This is a genomic window from Gammaproteobacteria bacterium, assembly GCA_040183005.1.
GTDB lineage: Bacteria > Pseudomonadota > Gammaproteobacteria.
This window is the reverse complement of sequence record JAMPIW010000007.1, coordinates 559,478-585,537: the sequence shown is the minus strand read 5'-3', so window position 1 is coordinate 585,537 and position 26,060 is coordinate 559,478. Positions and strand designations below refer to the sequence as shown.

Below are 26,060 nucleotides of genomic sequence, written 5' to 3'. Positions count from 1 at the left end.
CTTCGCTTGGCCCAGGCCACAGAGTACGATGGTGGCATCCATCTCAAGTGCAGTGATGCCTGCCTGAATAATCTCCAAATGTTCCATCGCGTCTGGACGGCGAGGTAAGTTTGAAACTCGCCACTACTTCGCATTGCCGGTGGCCAGCGGCATTTCCAGCGTGTGAACGGCGTTGGTATCCTTTTCCATGAGTTGAAGGCGCAACACTTTGGCCGATGTGACCTCGCCGGGAAAGAACATGAAACCGTAGGCAATGTCACCCGGTTTCACTGGCTTGTTCTGCAACGACTTGGCCCGGAAATCGTCCATCACCCGGTCGCGGGCTTCGCCCACATTGGCCGCACCACCGGCCCCTCCCAGCACGGCACCAGCGGCCGCGCCCGCCACCGCACCCTTGCCTGCGGCGCTGGCCACATCCTCACCGCTGACCACGCCGACCGCCGCACCGATCAAGCCACCCGCCATACCACCGAGAAAGCCGCTATAAGCCCCCTCACTGAAGATCTTTTTGGTCTGCGCATACTTGGTGACACGCTCGTAGGCAAAGCGTTCCTCCAATACCGGCCAGAGCTTGCCTTCGTTATCCACCAAAAAGGTTTGACCGGGATTGATTACCAGCGGGTGCGTACCCTTGTTATCAAAAACCACCTGTACCGGCAACAGCCCCGCGCCGCGCACGTCGAAACCAAAGGCGTTCCCCGCCTGATCCTTGCCCACATAGGCCTCGGCGCCCAGCGTCGCACCCGCCACCACGGTGGCATTGGGATAGGAGGAAGGCAGACGAAACGGCAGCGGCTGAGCCTTGTATGCCGTTGCGCACGCCGCAAGGGCGAGCGTTACGCTCACCAGAGTAATCAAGGATAACCAGCTTTTCCCATAGTGCATGGATGTCATAATCGCTCTCCTGATGCTGTGGCTAGTAGTTCGTTTCAAAACAACCAACGCAGGCCCGCCTTAACGCCGATGAAATCAATATCACCTCCGCCAAACAGATGGAAGTAATCGGCGCCGATCTCACCGCGAAGCCTTGGAGCCAGTGCGCGGCTCACGCCAGCGCCGAAACTTATCCCGCCCCTCTTGCTCAAGGACTCGGGGCGATAGGCGCCCAAACCTGCTTCGACATACCCTTCCATCTGTGACGCAAGCGGTTGATAGCCTCGCAGGTAAAGTGTACCACCAGTGATGTCGAAATCAGGATCGAAGCGGTAGCGGCCAAGCACGGCGTTGAGCGAATAGCGTGGCGAAGGCCGATACTCGAAACCCAGTTCGCCCAGCATTCCCGCACCGTATTGATTGTTGAAGTTGCCCAAAGGCACACCCCAGCCCAGGTGCGCGCTTAGGGCGAAACGATAGGCGCCCGTGCTTGCCTGCGAGAGCGGTCCGTCGTAGAGAGGCTCGTCCATCACCGCCACGCGAATCTCGGGGTCGGAGCCGGTAGGCACAGTTAGAGCATACTCATATCGTCCGTCCAGCAGATCACGGAAACCCGGCGCGACGTTTCCCGTCGCGGTGGATATTTTGATCCGCTGCCCATAGTCAGGCCCAAGATAATTGCCGCGTGCGTCACGCGGGCGGAGTTGCAGCTTGATGAGGGTGGCATCACCCATCACGTCCCTACTCACCACGCGCATATCTGAGGCATCCAGACTCGCCTTGCCGAACTCCACCGTGGCCACACGCGTTTCGGTGCGGGTATATGCGCCGATATACTCGTCCGTGCCGCTGACGCGAAACACCACGGTGTAGGCGCCGGGCACACTGGTATCGTCATAGGTTGCGGCATAAATGCCATTCCCCTGGCTGACCAGCGCCAGCGCTCCGTCGGTGGGCTGAACACGATCCCAGAACCCCTCCTGTTGCAGCAATGCTTGCAGTTTCTGCTGGGCAGGGTTCATTCCCGGTTCGGATTGATGGCCGGTCGCGACCAGTGCTGCGGCGCTGATCCATGCCGGGGTAGATGTTGTCGAAAGCGCCGTTCCAACGCTGGTTCTGGGCCTGAAGACCTGTGCGACCACCCGTTTGGCATCGGACAGCGGCCTGCCGTCCACCGCGAGGCGAGCCGTCAATCGGAGCGGCTCTCCCACCTTGCTCAACCCCCTGTGAATCTCAAAGGCGTAATCGAGTCTTTTCTCGTCGGCGAGCGCCGCAACTTCGTAGCGCGCACCCTTCATGCCATAGATTTGCAGGCGCCAGTCTCCCTCAGCCTCGATCCGTGCACCCTGCACCGTGAGCGGCAGGTTAAAGGCATAGATGCGGTAGAAGTTGCCGGTGGTGAGCCTGGCATGAGCGATGAGGTTGACGCCGTCCTTTTCGATCTGCTCAATCGCCAGAGGCGGTTCACCACGCTTCCAGCTCAGCTTGAAAATTAGCTTTTTCGCCGAACGATCGACACTGAAGACTTCGGAAAACCGGTCGGCACTAAGGTTGTTAACTCGGTAGTCGATCAACTGCGGGCTGGCGCCGCGCAGGGCATCTACCAGTTGCTCCACGAAGAAGCGGCGCAGGTTATTATCCGGCGCCATGGTCGTGTAACTTTTCCCGCCAGTGCTATTGGCAATGCTCTGCAACAGCGTCACGAATTGCGGCGTGGCGCCTACGCCGATGGCGTTGATCCTGCGTCCCAACTGCTGGTCCAGCACGGTGGGCGGTGTGGTGGGGCTGATGTTGGAAGTGATAAAAATAGTAGGGTCGGTGTCAATTTTCAGCGCGGCGCCCTGCGGCAGCACCATCGGATTGACGTTCTGCATACCATCGGTGAACAGGATGATGCGGCGTGGACTCATGCCGGCGAGACGATTGATGGCTGATTGCAGTCCGCCTCCCATTGCCGTCATATTGCTGGGCACGGTGGCTTGATTGTCGACATCGTCAATGATGGCCTGGGCATGGTTGTTGCCGGGACCAATCGGCAAGAGGGCCTCACCACCAACGCTGAATTCGTTCACAGTGGTTCTGAAATAGGTCACCCCCAGCCGGTGCTGCGGCTCGGCCACGGCCAGGCTGTTCCATAATTGCACGAAGATCTCCACCGCATCCTTCAGCACATCGAGCTTGGCCGCGCAATTGGGACACCCCGGTGACAGCATGCTACCGGAGATGTCCAGCACCAGCATGGCGTCCACCGCTTCCTGCGAGAGTTTGGTACTGAAGATTTCCTGATTGCCCAACCTGTTGTCCATCCACACGGCGTACGCCTTATCGTTGACGGAGGCGACTGTGTGGTAGTCGCCAGCGAAATCCTGCGTCGGAGTGAAGCCTGGCACAACATCCGTGATGCGGGTATTGACGGCCCACGTCGTTCCGCCATCGATCGAGGCGGCGTAATAGACGCTCAATTTGTTGGTCACGGCATCGTCCCGGTTGTCATACCAGATTACATCCACCCGACCGTTAGGTGCTACGTCCAGGCTTGGCCAGAACTGTGCCCTGCCGCTGCCTACTGGGTCATCGCTGATCCGCGTTACCGCCCAGGGGCCGGCAGCCGCTGCGGCGCTGGCCACGTAGATGTCATGATCGCCCGGCCAAGCGGGCCTGTCGGCGTAGGCAATGTAAATCCTGCCACTGGCCGGGTCCGCGCCCATGCTGATGAAGATATTGGGCTTACCGAACTGTTGGCTGGCAACCAGCTGGTTGGCGCCGAAGCTCACGCCCCCATCAATTGATTCGGCGATCCACAGCCTGGGAGCGACCCAATTTGCATCGCCCGGATTGCCGTTCTCCAGTGTATGCCATGCAACATAGATGCGGGCGTTCGCTCCGACTGCGATTTGCGGCCCAAACGAGCGCGAACTGCCGGTCGCGGGATTGAAGGTGCTAACCTGAAATGGCGCGGAGAAAGTAACGCCGCCATCGATGGAGCGTGTGAACCATACCGTCATCGACTCAGCACCACCCACGCCCCACGCGTTGGCACGCTGCGTCCAAGCCAAATAAATATGATTGTTGGCGGGATTGACGAACAGCCAGGGTTTGTCGAGGTGGTTTGCCGTTCCTTGTCCGGCGGCGACAATATTCTGGAAGACGGCGAAGGTATGACCGCCGTCATTGGATTTGGCCAGAAAGATACTACCGTCCCTGCCACGGCTGCCTGGCATGTTGTCGGGATTGTAGGCCAAGCCGGCAAGGTAGGCTGTACCCGCGCTGTCGAAGGCCACCACGGGATCGCCGCTTTTCGCATAACCCGCCAGGGCGATCGTCCCGCTATGGGTCCATACGGTGCCACCATCATCAGACCACGACCAGCCGACCGCCACATTGCCAGTGCGATTGTCGTTATATCCCACCACGAGCCTGTCGTGATCCTGGGGATTAACTGCGACCATCGGCTCATTTTGCCACGCCACATGATTGGTAATGTTGACGTTGGGAGGGGCCGCAGACACCAGCATAGGAAAACACAGAACGCTGATCGTGAGAAACAACAACGCCAGTATATTTTTCTTTTTACTCCCGATGAATAACCGGGAACTTACCGTGACCTTAATCATAGCTGCCTCCGCCCCTGCATGACACATCCAACCACTACCGTTTGATAAACGATAGTAGACGCTCGCCAGAATATTTCCTTGATCTAGATCAAGATTGGATGCATTTCCGCGCCGCGAATTGATGAATCTCTGAAAGGAACCTCTTAAAGTGGCTGCCGGCATCGGCAAAATATCCTCGCGGCGTGACTTGTTGTGCCGCACCGTGATTATTTCGCTGCGCCAATCGATGTTGGTGAGAGCAAGCTTCGCGATTTCGTTGGTGCGCAATCCCATGTGCAACGCACCATGGCATATCCTCGTCGGAAAGTAAGCGCTCCACCAACCCCAGGCTTGCCGCCTGATTTCAATTTCCGCATCCTTGCAACCTCTAAAACGAGAAGGAGCGAGCATGAAGATGGGAATGGAATTTTGGGTGGGGCATGTGGCGGCGGCCAAGCTTGAAACAATTTCGGCGAGTGAGTATGCGAGGCGGCACGGCATCTCGGTGGCGGCCTTGTATTATTGGCAGCACAAGCTGAAAGCCGCCACCGTCGGCATACCCAAAAAAGCATCGAAGCTTGCCAAGTCAGTACACGCCAGTACATTCGTGGCACTACGCGTAACTGATACGGTTACTATGCAGTGCCCAAGCCTGTGTGCCTTGGTGCTGCCGTCAGGCATGCGCCTGGAGATGTCGGCGCTGCCGCCGCCTGACTGGTTGGCAGCGCTGGGTCGTGCTGCGCCGGAACTGCGCTAATGCACCCGGGCTGCTCTATCGAGCAAGTGTATTTGTTCCGAGTGCCCATCGACTTCCGCAAATCAATCAACGGGTTGAGTGTACTGGTTGAGCAGGAACTGGCGTTGAACCCGTTCGGCAGCGCGCTCTATGTGTTCATCAATCGCCAGCGCACCAAGATCAAGGTGTTGTACTGGCATCGCAATGGCTTTTGTCTGTGGCCCAAACGCCTGGAGGCGGAGAAATTCGCCTGGCCGCGCGACAATGAATCGGCTACGCAGATGATCGGTCTGCACGAGTTCGAATGGCTGCTGGAAGGCTTTGATTTATGGGCAAATAAACCGCATAAAACACTGGACTGTGGCGTCGTGGCTGAATATGGTGGAGCGGTTCTTCCGCGACATCTCGGAAAATCGCCTTCGTCGCGGGGTATTCAGCAGCGTGCCAGAACTGATTACGGCCATTATGAATACGTCGCCCATCACAATACCAAACCCAAGCCGTTTATCTGGACCGCCAGCGCTCGCGACATCCTGCAAAAGGTCATTCGCGCCAACAGTCGCTTAAGTTCCAAACAGAATGCAACTCTACACTAGAGGTGACAACCTGTGGCGACTGCGCGCACGCATTCAGGCCGAGCAATTCAAGCGCAACAATCCATGCGATTCAAGGCAAATGTTGCCTCCGACGCACGGAGGATGAGAAGAAAATAGGCACTAAAATCCCCTGTGAGAATTTAACAAAGCACGTTCGTATTCTAACGGGTTTTGCATCAAAAAAGCACGACTCGACAAAGACTCCCCGCCGGGCTATGTCGGCTATGGAGAGGGGGGTGTGTTGACCGAGGCGGTGCGGCGCAATCCCTAAAGCGTGGTGCTGCTCGACGAGGTGGAAAAGGCCCATCCCGATGTGCTGGAGCTGTTCTTCGATGCAGGCGTGCCTGAACAAGGACGCGGCGGACCTGCCCACGCCCGCCGAGCTTGAGGAAACGATCCGACCGCAGCTCATGAAGGCGTTCAAGCCCGCGTTTCTGGGGCGTTTGAAGGTGATCCCCTATTACCCGATCTCCGACGACGTGCTGGCGAGCATCATTCATTTAAAGCTGGGCCGCATCCAATCACCACGAACGGCAGTGTGTGCTTTACTTCGCCGAATGGCGCAAGCGAGTGACCGGAGGGCTTCTACTCCGGCCCGGGCAAGGCGCAAAACCTGCGGGCATTGCGCCACCCTCCTCGATAGCCACAGGAATGTGTCAGACAGCTCGCGCAACCTGACCTTCCGCCTCGTTAAATACCGCGCGCTTGTTGTTCGGCGTTGCCGATGTAGGTGGCGGGAGACATCGCAAGAAGGCGCGATTTGTCCTCCTCGGGTATCTCCAGTGTGTTTATAAACGTCGCCAGTATCTGGCGGTCGATGCCACGCCCACGTGTCAACTCTTTAAGTTTTTCATAAGGCTTTTCGATGCCATAACGACGCATGACGGTCTGCACCGCCTCGCCCAGCACCTCCCACGCCGCATCGAGATCGGCGTTCATGCGCGCCGCATCGCTCTCCAGTTTGGATATGCCCTTGAGGCACGACTGATAGGCGATTACCGAATGCGCGACACCCACCCCAAGGTTGCGCAGCACTGTGGAGTCGGTGAGATCGCGCTGCCAGCGTGAGATCGGCAGCTTGGCGCTCAGGTGATGGAAGATGGCATTGGCCAGGCCCAGATTACCCTCGGCATTTTCAAAGTCGATGGGGTTGACCTTGTGCGGCATGGTGGATGAGCCGACCTCGCCCGCGACGGTTTTTTGTTTGAAATAACCGATCGAGATGTAACCCCACACGTCACGGCTGAAATCAATTAGCACGGTGTTGAATCGAGCCATAACATCAAAATATTCCGCTACGTAATCATGTGGCTCGATCTGCGTGGTGTAAGGGTTCCAATCCAGCCCCATGCCCGTGACGAAAACGCGCGCGATGGCCTCCCAGTCGAGATGGGGATAGGCTGCAAGATGGGCATTGTAATTACCCACTGCGCCATTTATTTTGCCCAGCAGCGGCATGGATGCCATCTGCTCGCGCTGCCGCTTGAGGCGATAGGCGGTGTTGGCCATTTCCTTGCCCAGCGTGGTGGGTGACGCAGGCTGGCCGTGGGTGCGAGACAGCATGGACTGCGCGGCATGGCGATGGGCCAAACTGGTGATGGCGTGGATCATCTCATCCATCAACGGCAGGATAACCTGGGCGCGCGCCTCGCGCAGCATCAAGGCATAGGCAAGGTTATTGATATCTTCCGAGGTGCAGGCAAAATGGATGAACTCACCCACGGCCTCCAGCTCTGCGTTGCCCGCAATCTTTTCCTTGAGAAAATACTCGACCGCCTTGACATCGTGATTGGTGCTGCGCTCGATATTTTTGACACGCAGGGCGTCTTCTACGCTGAAATTTGTAACAAGACCCTCCAGCACATTGATGGCATGCTCGCCGAGCTTGGGTATATCGGCAATACCAGGGTGATCGGCCAGCATGCGCAACCATCGCACTTCGACCAGCACACGATGCCGGATCAGACCAAATTCGCTGAAGATGGGCCGTAAGTCGGCACTTTTATCGCCGTAACGGCCATCGATAGGGGAAATCGCGGTGAGCGCAGAGAGTTCCATAGTTTTTCCTGGCAAGTTGTAGGCTCGCAATTATACAAGATCAATACAGGCAACAATGCCGCCTGTTGTACAATATGCTGTCACAAAATTGAAATATTTTAGGAAAAATCAACCGTGCAACCCCATCTTAGCCTAATCGGGCAGAAAATGTCCCAGCTCAGCGGCGTCCGCGCCATCATGAAGGATATCGTCGAAACCCTCCAGTCGGAACCCGGCAAGTGGACTAACCTCAGCGCAGGCAACCCGCTGATACTGCCGGAAGTGGAGACCATGTGGCGTGAATATACCCAAAAGCTGCTGGCGGGACCGGATTTCGGCGAGGTAGTGGGGCGATACGGGGCAAGCCAGGGTTATATGCCGCTGATCGACGCGGTGGTGGACTGGTTCAATACCCACTACCATTGGGGCATCACACGCCGCAATGTGTTGATCACTCCCGGCAGCCAGGCGCTGTATTTCTATGCGGCGAATTGTTTCGGCGGTTATGATGCCGAAGGTCGGTTGCGCAAGATCGTATTACCCCTAAGCCCCGATTACACCGGCTATGGCGGGGTGACGCTCACCACCGAATCACTGCACGCCTACAAGCCCACCATCGACATTGTGGCGCCACACCGCTTCAAGTATCGCCCTGACTTCGATCAACTGCGCATCGACGAAACCACGGGTGCGGTGCTATTTTCACGCCCCGGGAACCCCACCGGCAACGTTCTGACGGATACCGAGGTGCAACGGATAGTGGATATGGCTGCGGGACACAATGTACCGGTGCTGATTGATTCGGCCTATGCCCTGCCCTTTCCCAATTTGGTGTTCACGGAGATGACGCCGGTGTTCGGCGAGAATGTACTTCATTGCATGAGCTTGTCCAAGGTGGGTTTGCCTGGCGAACGCGTGGGCATAGCCATTGGTGATGAGCGCAACATCCATGCGCTGGAATGCTTCCAGGCAAACGCGGCCATCCATTCCTCGCGTTACGGGCAGGCACTGGCGGCACAAGCCATCAATTCAGGCGAACTGGCGCGCCTGTCAGAAACCGTCATCAAACCTCACTACCAGCACAAGGCCGAGATCCTCACCGCTGCGCTAGACCGCGAAATGCCGGATGATGTGCCGTGGTATCTGCACAAGGCGGAAGGGGCGATCTTCGCCTGGCTGTGGCTGAATGATCTGCCCATCAGCGACAAGCAGTTGTACCAGGAAATCAAGAAGGAACACGTCATCGTCGTACCGGGGGCATCGTTCTTCCCTGGGCTCAATGAAGACTGGCCGCATAAGGAACAGTGCCTGCGCATCAGCCTCACTGCCACGGAGGAAGAGCTGCAAGCAGGCGCGATGGCGATTGCGCGGGTGGTGAAGCGGGTGTACGGCGGCTGAATCCAGACGGGGAACAACGACAGCTCCGGCCGACGGCTGCCCTGCCCCCAATGCCGTTGACTTAAGCATCGCAAGCCATTTTTTTCATAGCCGTCAAGTGACGTGGCTGTTAGAATAAACCGATGAAAAAGGCTATCAATTCAGCTACAAAGACCAACGCAAAGGAGTCCATCATGGCACACACATTGCCTTGAAAAACCATGCCAACTCGACGCATTCTGGAAACAATTTTCTGCTCTTATCCCTCGTCTCCTTCCCGATCATCCCGACCACCATTCCCAGCATTTTATTCGCGATCGCAAACTGCCCTTGCCCAAGCTGATGTCGTTTGTCTTGTCGCTGGCCGCCTCGGGCGCTGAGCAGGGCATGGCGATGCTATTTGAACAGTTCGCGGAGCGCGCCTGCGATCAAGGTGCATGGCCACGGGCGGACGCCGTTCATGCCTCGGCGTTGACCAAGGCCCGCGCTAAGCTTTCGTGGTGCGTATTCGACACCTTGCTCAAGCAAACCGCCGCGTTGGCGCAAACATTGTTCCCCGCCGCAGACTGTTACCAATGGAAAGGCATGAGCGTGTACGCCATTGACGGCTCCAAATATCAGCTGCCCGCGAGTGTAGCTATTCGTGCGCATTTTGACCCTGATAGCGGCCTGCATCCCGACAATCCAGGGCGCGGCCACTATCCGATGGCGTTGGTGTCCACCGCGTATGATGTGTTTCGGCAGCTGCCGGTCGCACGCGCGGTGGTGTCCATTGCCGACGCCGATGAGCGTATTCAAGCACAAGCGCTGCTGCCGCACATACCGCCCGGCGGGGTGCTCGTCTTCGACCAGGGTTACCCCAGTTACGACATGCTGCTGAAGTGCCAGCAATCCTATGACGGCTATTTTTTGTTTCGCTGCCCCGCCAAAAATTCTTTCTCGGCTGTTGAGGCGTTCATCCGCGGCGGGAAGTCATCGGCGATGCTCGAGTTGACTCCCACCTTGCGCGTGCGCGCGATCCGGCTGCGCTCGCCCGACGGCAATCTCTCGGTCTTGCTGACCAATCTCATCGACCCAAAAACGTTTTCGCGCCAATCCATCGTCAAACTCTACCTGCGCCGCTGGAAGATCGAAGATCACTACCGCGCCGAAAAGCGCGATTGCAAAATCGAATGTTTTCACTCGCGCAGTGTTAACGGCGTCAAGCAAGAGCTGTTCGCCGCCGCCATTACGATGGTGATGGCGCAAACGCTCAAGGCCATCGCCGCCCCGCCGCGCGTCACCAATAAATGCATTGTCTTCGCACAGTCTAAAAACGCTGTCGCCGCCTTCGCGCAGAAACTCTATGTTCTCACCACCGCATGCCGGCATAGCGCCATAGCGTTGCTGGAGCGACTCGCCGCATCGTTCGCTCGACACCGTTATTACCAACCCAAGACCTCGAAACCTGGGCAGCCGCGCGTGTCAAAAACACCTCAGAATAAATGGCGCAACGCCAAGCAAAAACGGATGGGGAAGGCTTAAGTCAACGGCATTGTGCCCTGCCCCCCCCCTGCAATAGAGTTGCGAATGTCATACATTATGCTAATGTGGGCGACAACGCGGTATCTTGACTGTGCGCATGCGGCTCAAGGAATAAGACAAAGCATATAGGGGGTAACATGGGAAAACACGTCCTCTTCCTCGTACATGGCATGGGTGACACAAAGCCGGGGTGGTCAAAAGAAGTCCAGCAACTCATTCGCGGACTGTACAACAAGTACAACCAACTCAGCCTGCTGGTTCCTTTCGATCAAAACTTTGCCTTCCAGGAAATCTATTACAACGACAAGTTCGATGATCGCCGCAAGGCCTGGAAGGAACACGCCGAACAAGTCTTGCAAGTCATCGGCCAGGGCGGCCTGGATGCCAATGCCGCCAAACTTCTGGCCAGCTACGCGGCCGAAACCGATCGCGAAACTTTCCTCAACACCCATGTACTGGATGTCATCCTCTACCGTTTCATACCCCAGATCGCGGAACAGATACGCAATGCGGTACGCCTGCAAATCCTGGAGACATTGAAGGCTCAACCCCAGGCCGACACGTTGCGTTGGTCTGTCATCGCCCATTCTCTGGGCACATCGGTCACTCACGACACTCTGCATGCGATGTATACCCAGTCCGGCACGGCGGGGCCATTGCCGCCCAGTGTCACGCGCAGCAAAGTGCTGGCGATGATCGCCAATGTCAGCCGTGTGCTGGAGACTGATGCCGACGTTTATACTTCGGTGGTTCATCCGGACGTGAACCTCGCCAGCGGCGTGTGCGACTACTTCCTCAACGCCCGTCATGAATGGGACCCTATCCCGGTGCCCAAGCAGTTCCGTCCCCTCGACGACTGGCCAAATGTTGAGACACGCCGCGACAATCGCTATCAGAGCCTGTTGATCAACGCCATCGAGAACAAGAATGTTCACGACCTCCAGCATTATCTCAAGAACCCCAAGGTTCACATTCCCCTGTTTCGCGCCCTGACCTGGCAGAACATTATTGATGACGCCACCGCCACTGCGGCCAGCGCTCAATACGAAGCCAGCACCCCCATCGGCGAGTTCCAGGGCTGGATTGCGAAACTGAAAAAGATTTGGCCCAGTGAGCAGAGCGGCTGGCGAGAAACCATCAAGACCTTCCGCAGCTTCCAGGATCTGTTGAACAAGGATGATTAGGATGACTATGACGCTGCGGCTCATTCGCTATTTTGCTTTTGCTTTTGCTACCTTCATTCTGACCACGCCCGCCGCCCTGGCGGTGACCCCGGAATGCGCGCGTTTCGACACGTCCCCCATCGTCGACACCGTTGCATCTCGTAACCGGCTCAACGCCCTTGAACAAAATGGATGCCTGGGCGGTGACCTGGACGACAATGCCCTCACCCGCGCTGTCACTGCGACACTTTCTACCGCAAGCTCACACCAAGCACCCGGAGTGAGCGACGAGGAGCGGCGGCAAGCCACAGTGCGGGCGCTGGAACAGGTAACTCAGCCCATTGCTACGCAACGCGCTGCCGTCAGCGGGGAAGACAGGCTCGGCGTGCGTGAACGGTTGCAGCGTCTTGAGTCCGCGCTCAGAGAGGCACGATCAGCGGTAGCAAGCGGGCGTAGTGACGAAGGATTGCAGCGGCCTGCTTACTGGCAATACGACCGCAACACGGGCAGCTTAAGCAAACCCGTGGACGTGACCCTGCGTATCGACATCACACTCTTTGCAGGCTTCATCGACACAGCCTGCCCGGCGCTTCCGCCAGGACCTGACTGCCAGCAGGTGTACACAGCCGCCCAGGATATCCTGCGCTACGTCCGACTGGTGGAAAGGAGCCTTACTTACTATTCACGGCCTATCATCGACGCCCACTATGCCGATGCCCGGCGCCGTGACCGCCAATGGGGTGCCTACTTCGATGAAGCCTTGTTCCAGTACCCCTGGGAACTGGCGTTGAACGGCGTGTGGCTGAAGAAACACGACCCGCGCCCGGAAGACGCGCACGGCAACAAGCTCGGTTTCCTCCCGCCGCCCACATCGCAATGGATCGTATTGCACCCGAATGTCGGCATGGAATACGTGGGAGCCGCGCCCGATGGCCAGCAGTTCAAGCCCGTTGTGTATATTGAAATGTTTGGCTACAACCGCTGGCGCTGGGGAGAGTCGGGCGACATGAAGAACGCACTGGGATGGTCGGTGCTCGCAAGTTATGCCGACCGCGCCGCCACCAAGGATTTGCGCTATGGCCTGATGGTGCACTACCGCAACAGTTTTGATCTGGGCATCACCTATAGCGACAAGGATACCGGCGTGATACTCAGCATGGACCTCGCCCAAGCCGTGAGCCGCGTAAGCGACACGGCACGGAAAGTCTTGCGGTTCGGGCGCGATTGACGCAACGTCTACCCAGAGGCGAGCCGGTGCGCCCAGCGCGTGGTCTCGGGCAGCCGGTATTTGGTGGTGCAACGCATTACATGAACAATGGCTGTTTCCAGACTCACGAAGTGACCGATGGACACGTAAACGGGTTTGACATGGACGCGGGTACGCAACACTGCGCCTATGACCTCGCCTTTATCCAATAATGGCACCCACGCACCGCGCTCATCCGGCACGGGCGCATGTATTTCGATCAAGCGCGCCTTCGCCACGCCGATGGACGGAATGCCGGTCAGCACGCCAAGATGGCTGGCGATGCCGCAGCGGCGCGGATGGGCGATGCCCTGGCCGTCGCACAGTAAAAGATCGGGCAGCGTAGATAACTGTTCAAGCGCCTTCAGTACTGCGGGAACCTCACGGAAGGAGAGCAGGCCCGGCACGTAGGGAAAGGATGTCGGCAGGCGCGCAATCGCACTGTCGAGCAATTGCAGATCCGGCAGGCCAAGCACCGCCACTGCGGCACGGGTGATGGCATTGTTCTGCTCGAAGCCCACATCCACACCGGCCACGTGGCGCACTTCTCCTAACCTGTCTTCAGTGATGACTTCCTTGCGCAATTGCTGCTGGATGGCGACGGCTTGCTCGGACGTAACATCCCAAGGGTGACGTGGTTCGAATTGCATTATCGTCATTCAGCATCGACGAATTGATATACGCCATTTTCCTTCTTCACTTCCCAGATGCGCCATTGGGCTTGTTTATTGTTACCATTGTGAGCAAACTGGTATTCGCCCAAAACGCCTGAAAATTTGCGCTCTTCGAGAACCGCCTTCATCATCCGTGATTTCAATGCGGATCGGGCATCCTCGACCTCGTGCCTGTTCAAAAGCAACATGCTCCAGTATTTGAATCGTGAATGCGCCTGGCTCTCCTCGACGAAATGTTGATCGGTATCGACAAGCAACCAGTCAATGATCGATCGGGCATCTTTTCCGAATAACTCAAAACCACTGTCCTTGAATTGGACCGCCTTGAGTGGATAGCCCAGATATATGCTCAACCCATCCAACTCCTTCCCTCCGTATTTGAGAAGTTGTTGATCTACGGCTGCGTCACTCAAGAAAAGCACAGGCATTCGATGCGAAGGAAATATGCGCTTGATCTGCCTGATCAATATCAATGCGTTCGACCAGTCTCCGGCAAAGAAAACGAAATCGATTTTTAGCTTCCTGAGCGTTTCAGCAGGCGGCACCGACATATTGGTCGACCATAGCACCACCTTCCCTTCCCTTTCTTGCACCCGCCGGACAAACTCCATGGCCAAGTACTTGGAGTAAACCGGATTGCGCTCATCTTCCACGACCCACAAAACCTGTGATTTGGCGTTGTCAATAGCAAACTGCGCAGCCTTGACCGCTTGTGCATCATCCGTAGGCGCCAAGCGAAATATCGGATCATAATCGCCCCCCGCTTTTTTGGCGGGAATCAATTGCGGATTAGTCTCTGCGGTGAGAATTACGGGAATGGCAGGCTGGGCTTGTCGCAGGTAATTGGGCAGCGCCTCCTTCGTCAGTGTGCTGTAGATATGCCCCATAACCATGAGGGTGTCATCGCGATGCGCAAGATCATTGGAGATCCGGCGAACCTCGGCGGTATCACCCCGGTCATCCAGACACTTAACCCTGATGGGCACGCCGTCGATACCCTTGTCACGGATAATTTCCCCATCGGATTTCTCGCACGGCGCACCCAGAAAACCTTCAAATATCTTGGCAGTCGCCGGATCGTTCCTATAATCGCCCGCGAGATAAATGTAGTAACTGTCCGGGCCGGCCCACCAATCCGTGACCCGGCCCACAATGACGACCCCGATAATCGCCATCAAGATGGGTATCAAAACAAATCTACGAAGCGGTGCCAGCAGAAAACGGCGCGACAATGATGCAAACTGCTTGATGTCCGACGCAGTCCTTTTCAGCATGTGCTCCCCTTGGTCATTGTTCTTATCAGCATTAAGGTCAACACCATTAAGTTAAGGAGCATGCCGCTCCCCGTTTTTGATGTAGGGTGCGCCCTACGGCGGCTATTATTCCTTGAGCCAACCTGCATTTACGACCTTAACTAAACGGCATTGAGTATAAGGTAGTTTCCCTCCTTATGGCTTATTGTTACACCGCGAAATCCTTAAGCCGCACCGGCAGCCGCCGCGGCCCCCAGTCCCCCGCCGGGCCGTGAAATACTCCAGCGCATTGGGTACCGCAGCTTTGGCAATGGCCATCGTCAGTAAGATGCCATTCAGTGATCACATACCCATCGCGTCCGATCAGTTTTTTACCGCAGTGATGACAATAGGTGCTGCCGCCCTCAACGTCACGCACATTGCCGGTGTAGGCATAGCGTATACCGTTCTTCATGGCGATGCGACGCGCGCGGGCCAGGGTTTCGGGCGGGGTGGGCGGTTTGTCCATCATCTTCCAGTCGGAATGAAAGGCAGTGAAATGGTGGGGCACATCCGGGCCAAGATTTTCTACCACCCATTGCGTCATCTCTTCCAGCTCCTGATCAGAATCGTTCTCCCCCGGTATCAGCAAGGTAGTGATCTCGAACCAGACATTGGTCTCGTGCTTGAGGTATTTGAGCGTGTCCAGCACCGGCTTCAAATGCCCACCGCAGATCTTGTGGTAAAACTGCTCTGTGAAGGCCTTGAGGTCGACATTCGCCGCATCCATGTAGCTGAATAATTCCTTGCGCGGCTCCTCGGTGATATAGCCAGCGGTGACGGCTACCGATTTAATGCCCAGCTCACGGCACGCCTTGGCGACATCGATAGCATATTCCATGAAAATTACAGGATCATTATAGGTATAGGCAACGCTACTGCATCCCAATTTTTTCGCGGCGCGGGCAATCAATTCCGGCGAGGCTTGGTCGGCGAGCACGTCAGTCTCGCGCGCCTTGCTGATATCCCAATTCTGACAGAACTTGCAGGCGAGATTGCATCCGGCAGTGCCAAAAGACAGGATCGGTGTTCCCGGCAGAAAATGGTTGAGCGGTTTTTTCTCGATGGGATCGACACAAAAGCCACTGGAACGGCCGTAGGTGGTCAGGACGATCTGATTGTTCTGGCAGGCACGCACAAAACACAATCCATGTTGTCCTTCGTGGAGTTTGCAAAACCGTGGACAGAGGTCACACTGGATGCGTCCATCCTCAATAACATGCCAATATTTAGTAGGAACTATGGCGCTCATGGATTGGGTGGTCATGTCATTTCTCCTTTTACCCCCTCGCCCTTCTTCCATAAGGAGCCGTACAGGTCAGTTTGGCGGCAGGTTATCTTATATAAATGGCGAGCGATCACCGGAAATTCAAGCGCCGTCTTGAAAGTTTCAGGTATTGCCGCCATTTTCAAATAATGAATCCAATGGAGGGAAAAAACGATGACCACCGTGCGCCACCCGGCTGTCGCAGGCCTGTTTTATCCCGCCGATGCGCGTGCGTTACACGCCATGGTGGCGGGCTTTCTAAACGAGGCTGAATCTTCCGGGTCCGTGCCAAAGGCAATTATTGTGCCCCATGCCGGCTATATCTACTCCGGCCCGGTGGCAGCAAGCGCCTATGCGCGCCTCAAGCCTGCCCGCGACATTATCAGGCGAGTGGTGCTGCTCGGCCCGGCGCATCGTGTGGCGTTCCGTGGACTGGCGGTAAGCAGCGCTTATGCCTTTTCAACCCCACTGGGCAATATACCCATCGATTACGTATCCATTAATCTGATTCTGACCCTACCCCAAGTGCATGTGCTGGATCAGGCGCATGCTGAGGAACACAGCCTGGAGGTGCATCTGCCCTTTCTGCAGGGAGTGCTGCGTGACTTCACGCTGGTGCCATTGGTGGTGGGTGATGCCACGCCGGAGGAGGTAGGCGAAGTGCTGGAGATGCTGTGGGATGGGCCGGAAACCCTCATCGTAATCAGTTCCGATCTCAGCCATTATCATGACTACGAAACCGCCCGCAAGCTAGATAGCGACACGTCGCACGCCATCGAGGCGCTACGGCCGCAAGACATACATTATGAAGATGCTTGCGGACGCAATCCTGTCAACGGCCTATTATATGCCGCGAAAAAACACTACTTGCGGGCAGAAACCGTTGATCTGCGCAATTCGGGAGATACCGCCGGACCGCGCGATCAGGTGGTAGGGTATGGCGCTTATGTCTTTGGCTATCATGAATAACAGCACAACTGATCTGCACCTGCACAGGGAAGCACTGCTGAAACTGGCGGCCGACTCCATCGAGTATGGCCTGAGCTACAACCAGCCCCTGCCCGTCGCCATTGGGGATTATCCCCAGACACTGCAGATACCCGCCGCCAGCTTCGTCACGCTGCACATGCAGCACAATCTGCGTGGCTGTATCGGTGCCCTTGAGGCATTCCGCCCCCTGGCGCTCGACGTGGCCGCCAACGCCTATGCCGCCGCCTTCCGCGACCCGCGCTTTCCGCCGCTGAGCCGGTTAGAGTTCAAGCAATTGGATATCCATATCTCGGTTCTATCTCACCCTGCAGACATGCGCATTGACGGCGAGGCGGATCTTCTTGCCCAACTTCGGCCTGGTATCGACGGCCTGATTATTGAGGAATACAGTTACCGGAGCACTTTTCTGCCCGCCGTATGGGAGTCACTCCCGCAGCCTGAAGATTTTCTCCGGCAACTCAAGCTAAAGGCCGGGCTACCCGCCGATTATTGGTCGAAAACAATCCGAGCGCGGCGGTATACAGTGCAATCTGTTGAGTGAATTATCAACAACCATACCTGCTCCCTCCACGCAACCAAGAAGCCAAATCAAAAAATCCCTGCCGCGTTTTTTTTGGGTTGACATGGCAGCACTCGCCAAACTGCAGTCCGGCCTCCGCGCTTTTATCCAAAAATGATCCGGTTTATCGTGAAGAAAACAGCGTGCCTACATGGTGTTCAAAAAGTGAGAACCACCCGACAAAATACGGCTTGCGTTAATTTTTAAAGATACTTATAGTCAACCATTGTTTTGAAAAAACATTTACTATATTTCGAATAAGAATGACTATCGCCTTATTCAATCCACCTTTTTTAACGCATGAGGGGAAAAATGAATATCTCAACTCGTTTATATTTGGGCTATTTGGGCCTATTTTTCTCGGCACTATCTCTCAATTCACTGCCCGTTTCTGCAGATATGAACCGGGCATGCCGCTTGGATGGTTCGTATGGTTATCTATACAATGGAACCAGTTATATGCCAACCGGAACATTGTCTCTGACAGAAACCGGTATTTTGTCGGCTGGCAATAGTGGTAACTTGGGCGGAGAAGGCATTCTTGTGTTCCAGTTTTCCAATTTCAGCGGCAAAGGCCCACTTTGGCTTCTTCTTCGCGAAGTGCAATCGGGTGGCGTGGTAACCCCCGATACAAATATTCCATGTGCCGGCGTTATAAATTTCGTTGCCACCGCAACTGTCATTAAGACCTCTAATCCAGCCATAGTGCCCGAAGGGACCGTTCTTTTTGCTAATTCGCCCAGATCAATCGCTTACACAATTAGCGGATCGAAGAATGAGGTTGTTGATATAATTAGCACTTCTCCGGGAACGGTCGCTTCCGGCGTGGCCCATAAACAGGATAAGAATAAATCTAAAAACGGTGATTCGAACCGTAGCGAGAATGACTAATAGGCCGTGAAGGTTTTGGGAGCATCAAATCCGCCGATAGTGTCGCCATTTTTTGAAAAATCTTTTTTGGGACATCCAAGCCCCCCGAACAGTTGCTTGTGTGGCGACAAGTATGCCTTCGGTGGCCTGTGTTCGTCCTGCGTACGCTACGACACCCCACTGCGTGGGGAGCCCATATATGACTTGACGCCGTGCCGCTGCTCTCCCATTTTTTCTACGCCCGTGCTATCCGCACAGACTCCGACAAAACAGGAGAGCCTACGGCCACACAGGGGTCGTCGCACACGCTTCCGCTTCCCTGTGCTCCTTCTCAGCAATATGGAAAACAGGTTTGATCATGCGCCTATTTCTTGTCGCCCCCAAGCGTGAGCAATCGCACGCGGAAGAAATTGCGAATAGCATTAGCCACGGAATAGGGCTGGCCGCAGCACTCGTCGGAACCCCGTTTCTTATCATGCACGCAGCACGGCATGGTGACGCTGGATTCATTGTCGGTACGAGTGTCTTCTGTACGACCATGATTTTTCTTTACCTTGCCTCCACGCTCTACCACGCGTTACCCACGGGCAAGGCCAAGAGTATTTTTCGGGTCATCGAGCATTCCGCGATCTTTCTTCTTATCGCTGGCACCTACACCCCCTGTGTCAGGCTAGTTGTCGCCTCTAAATTTTAATTTTCTAAAATAGAGGCAACGATGAAAATAACGTATTCTGGGGCATTTATAGAACAAGCGCTGGTCAAGGTATTTTCTCGTGGAGATCGGACAATCCGGTCGGTGGCGGAAGACCTGAACGTTAGTTTCCATACGTTAAAGAATTGGATGAAAAGGAAATCGATGGGCAAGCTCAGTATATCGGTGACAAAAGAGAAACGGCCCCAGGACTGGAGCGCGGAGGAGCAGCTGGTGGCATTGCATGAAACCCATGGCTTGTCAGGCGAGACCTTGCATGCGTGGTGTCGTGAAAAAGGTTTATTTGCCCATCATCTGGCAAGCTGGAAAACGGCTTTTTGTACCGAGGTGAAAGCGGTGCAAGGCATCCGTGAATTTCGGACATTGAAAGATGAAAATGAGAAACTCAAGCGTGAGTTAGTGCGCAAAGAGAAGGCATTGGCGGAGGCGGCAGCCTTGCTGATCCTGCAAAAAAAGTTCCGCGCGCTCTGGGAGGACGAGGTCAAATGACCTCCCTCGCAGAGCGCGGCCAAGTCATGACACTGGTGGCGGAAGCAATCGCTGCGGGTGCGCACCAGGATCGCGCCTGTGCGGCGATCTCTCTCAGCGAACGCACTTTGCAACGCTGGCAGCTCGACCCATTACGCGGCGATCAGCGACCCATGCGGTTGCAGGCACCCAAAAACAAGCTCAGTGTGCCGGAACGCGAGCGCCTGCTGGCAGTCGTGAATTCAGACGAATTTGGGGATCTTCCGCCAGGTCAAATCGTTCCTCGGCTGGCCGACCGTGGGCAATATATCGCTTCTGAGTCAACCATTTACCGCGCTCTGAGAGAAGCACATCAGCTCAGGCATCGTGGCGCAGAACGACCCGCGCAACAGCGCCACAAGCCGCGTGCGCTCTGTGCAACGGCGCCCAATGCGTTATTTAGCTGGGACATCACTTATCTGCCAACGCAGGTGAAGGGAATCTATTTTTACCTGTATTTGTTCATGGATATTTTTAGCCGAAAAATCGTTGGCTGGCAGATCTATGATGCAGAAAGTAGTGACCTGGCAAGCGAAGTTATGCGCGATATTTGCAAGCGGGAAAACATCGCACTGAATCAGGTGGTGTTGCATTCTGACAATGGCAGCCCGATGAAAGGCGCCACGATGCTGGCCACCCTGCAAGCGCTGGGCGTGATGCCATCGTTCAGTCGCCCGGCGGTCAGCAATGACAATCCTTTTTCGGAGTCGCTATTCAAGACGTTGAAATACCGGCCAGTCTATCCCTTCCGACCGTTTGAAAGTCTCATTGCCGCCAGGCAGTGGGTCAGCACATTTGTTCATTGGTACAACCATGAACATCGTCACAGTGCCATCAGATTCGTTACCCCCGCAGAGCGCCATGCGGGCCTGGACACCGCGTTGCTACAGAAGCGCGTCGACGTCTATGAAGCAGCGAAGAAAAGGCATCCAGAGCGTTGGAGTGGCGTTACTCGAAACTGGCGGCCAGTCCGCGTAGTTCACTTGAATCCCGATCAACAAGTCGCCGAAAAAACCGATCCAAAGGAGGAAAATTTAGAACTCAAAAAGGCAGCATAAATTCAAGCATTCAGGCGACAACTAGCTTGACAACTACCGTACACGCCGTTCACGCTGGGGGTGCTTCGTGGCGCATGGGGCTGGACGCTTTTCGGGGTTGTTTGGAGCCTTGCCGTAGCCGGGGTGGCAATGAAGGCATTCGATAAAGCCGCCCATCCGATATTCTCCACCAGCCTTTATCTCTTGATGGGCTGGGTCATTGTGATCGCGGTCGATCCGTTGCTTGCCAGAGTGCCGACAACGGGCTTGCTCTGGTTGCTTGCGGGAGGCTTGTCTTACACAGCCGGTGTAGCCTTTTTCGCAACCGATTCGCGGCTGCGGTATGGCCACCTGATCTGGCACCTGTTTGTGATAGCAGGCACCACCTGCCATTACTTCGCAGTGCTTTGGTATGCGGCCTAACATTCCTTATCCTCTCGGCTATGCCTTCCCGTGCAGTGTGGGTTGAAATATAGTAAGCAGGAGGTAATTACTATGCTGAAACAACTGGTACACATTCCCGCCGGCGCAGTCAGCCTGGAAGGAATGCTGGAAGTGCCACAAGATGCCCAGGGCGTTGTGCTGTTCGCCCATGGCAGCGGCAGTAGCCGCCACAGTCCACGCAACAATTATGTGGCTGGGGTGCTGCGTGAGTCAGGCTTGGGTACGTTGCTGATCGACCTGTTAACCCGCGAGGAAGACAGCGATTATGCAAACCGCTTCAATATCCCCCTGCTCACCCAGCGCCTGCTTGCCGCTGTCCACTGGCTTGACGAGGCTCCTCAAACCCAGACACTGCACATCGGTCTATTCGGTGCCAGCACTGGCGCTGCAGCGGCGCTGATGGTTGCAGCCCAATTACCCGGGAAGATCGGCGCCGTGGTATCTCGCGGCGGACGACCCGACATGGCGGGGGCTGATGAGTTAAGCAGGGTCAAGGCACCAACTTTGTTATTGGTAGGCGGCTTTGACGATGTGGTCATTGAGTTAAACCAGCAGGCCTACGCATACCTGGATTGCCAAAAGGAACTGGTCATCGTTCCCGGCGCCACGCACCTGTTTGAGGAGCCGGGTACACTGGAAGAGGTCGCGCACCAGGCAGCGCGGTGGTTTAGCGGGTATCTCAATGACGGTGAAGTGTATAGTGGGTCGATAAGTGTCTTGCACTTCCCCTTTTTGAAATAGAGGTGCTAAAGTCGTCAGCATGCTGCTTTTGTTCGTCAACCTGACACCGCACTTGTCGCCGAAAAAACCTGCTTTATCGGCAGGCATACCCTGAACGTCGTTCCTTTACCCACTTCGCTTTTCACCTCAATCCTCCCATGATGCTTCTGGATAATCCCATACGACAGCGACAATCCCAGACCTGTACCTTTGCCTATTGGCTTGGTGGTAAAAAACGGATCAAATATCCGTTTCAGGTTTTCCTGGGCAATGCCCTTGCCGGTATCCGCCACTTCTACCCACACTTCCTCGCCCTCGATGCCGGTACGGATGGTGATCGTACCCCGCGCTTCAATGGCATGCGCCGCGTTCACCAACAGGTTCATGAATACCTGGTTAAGCTGCGGGGACAGGCATTCCACCTCCGGGATAACGCCATATTCCTTCACGACTTGCGCCTTGTATTTTATCTCGTTGTTAACGATGCTCAGCGTGCTATCTATTCCCTTTCTCAAGTCCGTCCACTGCCATTCTTCCGTGGCATCCACATGGGAGAAGTCCTTCAAGTCCTGCACAATTTTTTTGACGCGTGTAATCCCTTCTTTCGACTCGCTCATCAATGCGGGCACATCTTCTTTCATGAATCCCAAACCAAATTTCTGTTTGGCTGCCTGCAACCGCGACAATACCGTCCCATCGGCAATCATAGACTCTGCCTGCTCATACACATCAAGCATGCCAAACACATCCTGTAGATACTTTTCCAGTGTGCCCAAGTTGGAGTGCACATAACCGATTGGATTGTTAATCTCGTGCGCCACGCCTGCCGCCAGTTGACCGACCGCAGCCATTTTTTCTGACTGCAGCAGTTGATTTTGAGCTTCCTGGAGTTTTTGATTCAACTCACTAAGCTCAAGATTGTATTGCAGAATGCCTGTCTCGGCTTTCTTGCGTTCTGTGATATCGCGGAAGTAGACTGAAATGCCATCATTGCCTGGGTAGCTGTGGGCCTCGATCCATAGCCCAGACTGTGCGTCAAAACCCTCGGTGGTGAGCGGCGCTTTCTGGATCATTACCTTGATCAGGGCCTCGCGGAACCATGGCGCGAAGAGGGGTAGGCGATCCCAGAGATTGTGATCCAGCAGGTTCTCCCGTTGCGTTTGGAGCAGGCGCTCTGCTTCTTTGTTTATATATGTCACATGCCAATCATCGGCCACTGCGAAGAATGCGTCGCTGATGCTCTCCAGGATATCGGTGATGCGTCGATTGGATGCTTGTAGCTCTCGTTCTACTGCTTGCCGATCCATCTCCGCCTGGTGCAGGCGCATTGCGTGCCGCAGGCTGTGGGCGAGTTTCTCGGGTGAAATATTACCCTTGGGCAGGTAATCATTGGCACCTGCCTGCATCATCTCCACCGCCAGTCTTTCATCACCGTGGCCAGTGAGCATGACAATCGGCGTGGCAACGCCTGCGGCCCGTGCCGCGCGCAAGATTTTGAGGCCATCACTGTCCGGCAGGAGATAATCGAGGAAGGCGCAATCGAAGGCTTGCATTTGCAATAGTTCCAGGCCAGCCTTACCGTTTTGCGCTTCCGTTGCCTCAATATTGAGCCCGGCCGATTTGCAGGCACGGAGGATCGTCATGCGATCCACATCGTCATCGTCAATGATCAATATGCGCAGAAGATCATTCACGGAGGAAGGAGACTCGATCGCAAGGTGGCCTGGTACACGCGCATGATGTGGCCGCTGGTATTCAACACAATCAGGCTGTCCAGTACGTGGCTGATTGTTTCAGCCACAGCGCGTCCCATTTCTCGGCCGGGACTGGCGGGCTGAACAGATAACCCTGCATGACGTCGCACCCCTGCTCCTGGAGGAAGGCCCGTTGCGCCTCTGTCTCCACTCCCTCGGCGACCACTTCCAACTTGAGCTTGTGAGCCATGGCGATGATAGCCTCGGTGATGGCTGCGGCGTCCGTGTTGCCGGGCAGATCGGTGATGAAGGAGCGGTCGACTTTGACGGTTTGAATTGGGAAGCGACGCAAGTGGCCTAAAGAAGAGTAACCGGTGCCGAAGTCATCGATGGCGAGTGCGATGCCCATGGCGCGGATGCTCTCCAGCAGGGCCGAGGAGTGCTTCATGTTGCGCATTACTATCTCCTCGGTCAACTCGAGTTCGAGGCACGTTGGTGCCAGTCCCGTTCTTTCCAAAGCATTACGTACTGCGCCGAGCAGATTATCCTGGCGGTACTGACGGTTGGATAAGTTGACCGCCATGCGCAGCCCGTGATGCCCGCTCGTAGCCCAAGCCTGTGCCTGGGCGCAGGCCGTGTGCAGCACCCAGTTGCCGATGGGAATGATCAACCCTGTTTCTTCGGCCAGCGGTAGAAAATCCATCGGCGAGATCATGCCCAGCTCGGGGTGTTGCCAGCGTATTAGTGCTTCGGCGCCGACGATGCGGCCAGAGACCAACTCCACCAGAGGTTGGTAAAATACGCGGAATTCTTCCCGCGCCAACCCATGGCGCATAGCGCTCTCCAGGCTGAGACGTTGCGTGTGTTTGGCGTCCATCATGGGCGAATAGAATTGATAGCCGTTCTTGCCCATGTCCTTGGCGCGGTACATAGCCACATCCGCCTTTTTGAGCAAGGTGTCGGGGTCGGCGCTGTCGGTGGGATAGAGGCTGATGCCGACGCTTGCGGTGACAAAAACCTCTTGCCCTTCCAGGTTCAGGGGCTGGCCCAAGGATTCGATGATCTTTTGCGCAATGGTGCCGACGTCCTCGGCGCGCGCCATATCGGTGAGCAGGATCACGAATTCGTCGCCACCAAGGCGCGCCACGGTGTCGCCGCTGCGCACGCACTGTTTGAGGCGTCGTGCCATTTCCTTGAGCAAGTGGTCGCCAACGTTGTGCCCCAGGGTGTCGTTTACTATCTTGAAGCGGTCCAGATCGCAGAACAACACGCCCAGTACACGATTCTGCCAGGGCAGGCGGGCAAGCGCCTGGGCGAGCCGGTCTTTGAGCAGGATGCGGTTGGGCAGGCTCGTGAGGGCGTCGTAATTGGCGAGAAAGCTGAGTCGTTCTTCAGCCTGTTTGCGTTCTGTGATGTCGTGGAAGTAGACCGAGATGCCATCGTTACCTGGGTAGCTGTGGGCCTCAATCCATAGTCCAGACTGTGCGTCGAAACCCTCGGCGGTGAGTGGCGTTTTCTGGCTCATGGCCTTGATCAGCGCCTCGCGGAACCAGGGGGAAAAATGGGGTAGGCGTTCCAGGAGGTTTTGGTCAAGCAGGTCCGCGCGCCGGGACTGAAGCAGGCGCTCCGCCTCTTTGTTTACATAGGTCACGCACCAATCACTGGTCACCGCGAAGAACGCATCGCTGATGCTCTCCAGGATATCGGTGATGCGTCGATTGGACGCTTGTAGCTTTCGTTCTACTGCTTGCCGATCGATCTCCGCTTGGTGCAGGCGCATTGCGTGCCGCAGGCTGTGGGCGAGGCTCTCCGGCGAAATCTTGCCTTTGGGTAGGTAATCGTTGGCGCCTGCCTGCATCATCTCCACCGCAAGGCGCTCATCACCGTGACCCGTGAGCATGACGATCGGCGTGTCGACACCCGCAGTCCGCGCCGCGCGCAAGATTGTGAGACCATCACTGTCCGGCAGGAGATAATCAAGGAAGACGCAGTCGAAGGTATGCGTTTTCAATAACTCCAGCCCTATCTTGCCGTTGGGCGCTTCTTCCGCGTGCATGATGACCCCGGCCGATTTGCACGCACGAAGGACCGTCATGCGATCCACGTCGTCGTCGTCAATGATCAATATGCGCAACAGTTCGTTCATGGC

Annotated in this window: 19 protein-coding genes and 5 pseudogenes; 15 read left to right on the top strand and 9 right to left on the bottom strand. The window is 55.9% G+C overall.

What is annotated here, in order from left to right; all coding sequences use genetic code 11:
* Positions 1–123: 123 nt before the first annotated feature.
* Positions 124–894 (bottom strand): hypothetical protein, encoded by a 771-nt coding sequence (locus tag M3A44_08620; GenBank protein MEQ6341703.1) that lies wholly within the window; start codon positions 892–894, stop codon positions 124–126.
* A gap of 35 nt (positions 895–929) precedes the next feature.
* Positions 930–4,760: a VWA domain-containing protein gene (locus M3A44_08615; GenBank protein ID MEQ6341702.1), complete on the bottom strand. Its 3,831-nt coding sequence runs from the start codon at positions 4,758–4,760 to the stop codon at positions 930–932.
* Positions 4,761–4,881: 121 nt separating this feature from the next.
* Between M3A44_08615 and M3A44_08610 the strand changes: the two genes are divergently transcribed.
* The 4 genes and pseudogenes from M3A44_08610 (at position 4,882) to M3A44_08595 (ending at position 6,316) form a co-directional block, all read left to right on the top strand.
* Positions 4,882–5,223 carry a hypothetical protein gene (locus M3A44_08610; protein MEQ6341701.1) on the top strand — a complete coding sequence of 114 codons (342 nt, stop codon included), beginning with the start codon at positions 4,882–4,884 and terminating at the stop codon, positions 5,221–5,223.
* Positions 5,223–5,480: pseudogene (tnpB, locus tag M3A44_08605) on the top strand (IS66 family insertion sequence element accessory protein TnpB). The gene M3A44_08610 and the pseudogene tnpB overlap by 1 nt, the downstream one beginning before the upstream one ends.
* 79 nt (positions 5,481–5,559) lie before the next feature.
* Positions 5,560–5,798, top strand: a pseudogene (locus M3A44_08600) (IS630 family transposase).
* A 196-nt stretch (positions 5,799–5,994) separates the two neighbouring features.
* A pseudogene (locus tag M3A44_08595) lies at positions 5,995–6,316 on the top strand (AAA family ATPase).
* A gap of 172 nt (positions 6,317–6,488) precedes the next feature.
* Here the strand turns inward: M3A44_08595 and purB are convergent.
* Positions 6,489–7,856, bottom strand: a complete 1,368-nt coding sequence (gene purB / locus M3A44_08590; protein ID MEQ6341700.1) for an adenylosuccinate lyase — start codon at positions 7,854–7,856, stop codon at positions 6,489–6,491.
* Positions 7,857–7,970: 114 nt separating this feature from the next.
* Here purB and M3A44_08585 point away from each other — a divergent pair, with 114 nt between their 5' ends.
* The 4 genes from M3A44_08585 (at position 7,971) to M3A44_08570 (ending at position 13,127) form a co-directional block, all read left to right on the top strand.
* A complete protein-coding gene (locus tag M3A44_08585) occupies positions 7,971–9,233 on the top strand; it encodes a valine--pyruvate transaminase (GenBank protein ID MEQ6341699.1) in 1,263 nt (420 codons plus the stop codon).
* Between the two features lie 303 nt (positions 9,234–9,536).
* Positions 9,537–10,736, top strand: a complete 1,200-nt coding sequence (locus M3A44_08580) for an IS4 family transposase (GenBank protein ID MEQ6341698.1) — start codon at positions 9,537–9,539, stop codon at positions 10,734–10,736.
* Positions 10,737–10,873: 137 nt separating this feature from the next.
* On the top strand, positions 10,874–11,920 hold the full coding sequence (locus M3A44_08575) for a hypothetical protein (protein MEQ6341697.1): 1,047 nt from the start codon (positions 10,874–10,876) through the stop codon (positions 11,918–11,920).
* A 1-nt stretch (position 11,921) separates the two neighbouring features.
* Positions 11,922–13,127 (top strand): hypothetical protein, encoded by a 1,206-nt coding sequence (locus M3A44_08570; GenBank protein MEQ6341696.1) that lies wholly within the window; start codon positions 11,922–11,924, stop codon positions 13,125–13,127.
* Between the two features lie 8 nt (positions 13,128–13,135).
* On the opposite strand, the gene nfi is transcribed toward M3A44_08570, so the two are convergent.
* From nfi to M3A44_08550, 4 genes are all read right to left on the bottom strand, one after another.
* On the bottom strand, positions 13,136–13,795 hold the full coding sequence (gene nfi / locus M3A44_08565) for a deoxyribonuclease V (GenBank protein MEQ6341695.1): 660 nt from the start codon (positions 13,793–13,795) through the stop codon (positions 13,136–13,138).
* A 5-nt stretch (positions 13,796–13,800) separates the two neighbouring features.
* On the bottom strand, positions 13,801–15,093 hold the full coding sequence (locus M3A44_08560; protein MEQ6341694.1) for an ABC transporter substrate-binding protein: 1,293 nt from the start codon (positions 15,091–15,093) through the stop codon (positions 13,801–13,803).
* 187 nt (positions 15,094–15,280) lie between these two features.
* Positions 15,281–16,378: an AmmeMemoRadiSam system radical SAM enzyme gene (gene amrS, locus M3A44_08555; protein ID MEQ6341693.1), complete on the bottom strand. Its 1,098-nt coding sequence runs from the start codon at positions 16,376–16,378 to the stop codon at positions 15,281–15,283.
* Positions 16,375–16,524, bottom strand: coding sequence for a hypothetical protein (locus M3A44_08550; GenBank protein MEQ6341692.1), 150 nt, complete (start codon positions 16,522–16,524; stop codon positions 16,375–16,377). The genes amrS and M3A44_08550 overlap by 4 nt, the downstream gene beginning before the upstream one ends.
* A 28-nt stretch (positions 16,525–16,552) precedes the next feature.
* Here M3A44_08550 and amrB point away from each other — a divergent pair, with 28 nt between their 5' ends.
* From amrB to M3A44_08515, 7 genes and pseudogenes are all read left to right on the top strand, one after another.
* Positions 16,553–17,347 (top strand): AmmeMemoRadiSam system protein B, encoded by a 795-nt coding sequence (gene amrB / locus M3A44_08545; GenBank protein MEQ6341691.1) that lies wholly within the window; start codon positions 16,553–16,555, stop codon positions 17,345–17,347.
* Positions 17,340–17,909: an AmmeMemoRadiSam system protein A gene (amrA, locus tag M3A44_08540; protein ID MEQ6341690.1), complete on the top strand. Its 570-nt coding sequence runs from the start codon at positions 17,340–17,342 to the stop codon at positions 17,907–17,909. Before amrB ends, amrA begins: the two co-directional genes overlap by 8 nt.
* A 330-nt stretch (positions 17,910–18,239) precedes the next feature.
* Positions 18,240–18,818 (top strand): hypothetical protein, encoded by a 579-nt coding sequence (locus M3A44_08535; GenBank protein MEQ6341689.1) that lies wholly within the window; start codon positions 18,240–18,242, stop codon positions 18,816–18,818.
* A 337-nt stretch (positions 18,819–19,155) separates the two neighbouring features.
* Positions 19,156–19,458, top strand: a pseudogene (locus M3A44_08530) (hemolysin III family protein).
* 54 nt (positions 19,459–19,512) lie between these two features.
* Positions 19,513–21,074 (top strand): IS3 family transposase gene (locus M3A44_08525; GenBank protein ID MEQ6341688.1). Its coding sequence is split into 2 segments (ribosomal slippage): positions 19,513–19,966 and positions 19,966–21,074, totalling 1,563 coding nucleotides; the frame shifts between segments, so codons are not numbered across the junction.
* Positions 21,075–21,113: 39 nt separating this feature from the next.
* Positions 21,114–21,476 (top strand): annotated as a pseudogene (locus tag M3A44_08520) (hemolysin III family protein).
* 72 nt (positions 21,477–21,548) lie between these two features.
* Positions 21,549–22,238 (top strand): dienelactone hydrolase family protein, encoded by a 690-nt coding sequence (locus M3A44_08515; protein ID MEQ6341687.1) that lies wholly within the window; start codon positions 21,549–21,551, stop codon positions 22,236–22,238.
* 35 nt (positions 22,239–22,273) lie between these two features.
* Here the strand turns inward: M3A44_08515 and M3A44_08510 are convergent, their stop codons facing one another.
* Positions 22,274–23,911: an ATP-binding protein gene (locus tag M3A44_08510; GenBank protein ID MEQ6341686.1), complete on the bottom strand. Its 1,638-nt coding sequence runs from the start codon at positions 23,909–23,911 to the stop codon at positions 22,274–22,276.
* Between the two features lie 70 nt (positions 23,912–23,981).
* On the bottom strand, positions 23,982–26,057 hold the full coding sequence (locus M3A44_08505) for an EAL domain-containing protein (protein MEQ6341685.1): 2,076 nt from the start codon (positions 26,055–26,057) through the stop codon (positions 23,982–23,984).
* Positions 26,058–26,060: the final 3 nt, after the last annotated feature.

Coding starts and splice junctions, on each gene's coding strand:
- M3A44_08620 (MEQ6341703.1), bottom strand. CDS start 894: ATGACATCCATGCACTATGGGAAAAGCTGGTTATCCTTGATTACTCTG.
- M3A44_08615 (MEQ6341702.1), bottom strand. CDS start 4,760: ATGGGATTGCGCACCAACGAAATCGCGAAGCTTGCTCTCACCAACATC.
- M3A44_08610 (MEQ6341701.1), top strand. CDS start 4,882: ATGGGAATGGAATTTTGGGTGGGGCATGTGGCGGCGGCCAAGCTTGAA.
- purB (MEQ6341700.1), bottom strand. CDS start 7,856: ATGGAACTCTCTGCGCTCACCGCGATTTCCCCTATCGATGGCCGTTAC.
- M3A44_08575 (MEQ6341697.1), top strand. CDS start 10,874: ATGGGAAAACACGTCCTCTTCCTCGTACATGGCATGGGTGACACAAAG.
- M3A44_08570 (MEQ6341696.1), top strand. CDS start 11,922: ATGACTATGACGCTGCGGCTCATTCGCTATTTTGCTTTTGCTTTTGCT.
- nfi (MEQ6341695.1), bottom strand. CDS start 13,795: ATGCAATTCGAACCACGTCACCCTTGGGATGTTACGTCCGAGCAAGCC.
- M3A44_08560 (MEQ6341694.1), bottom strand. CDS start 15,093: ATGCTGAAAAGGACTGCGTCGGACATCAAGCAGTTTGCATCATTGTCG.
- amrS (MEQ6341693.1), bottom strand. CDS start 16,378: ATGACCACCCAATCCATGAGCGCCATAGTTCCTACTAAATATTGGCAT.
- amrB (MEQ6341691.1), top strand. CDS start 16,553: ATGACCACCGTGCGCCACCCGGCTGTCGCAGGCCTGTTTTATCCCGCC.
- amrA (MEQ6341690.1), top strand. CDS start 17,340: ATGAATAACAGCACAACTGATCTGCACCTGCACAGGGAAGCACTGCTG.
- M3A44_08535 (MEQ6341689.1), top strand. CDS start 18,240: ATGAATATCTCAACTCGTTTATATTTGGGCTATTTGGGCCTATTTTTC.
- M3A44_08515 (MEQ6341687.1), top strand. CDS start 21,549: ATGCTGAAACAACTGGTACACATTCCCGCCGGCGCAGTCAGCCTGGAA.
- M3A44_08505 (MEQ6341685.1), bottom strand. CDS start 26,057: ATGAACGAACTGTTGCGCATATTGATCATTGACGACGACGACGTGGAT.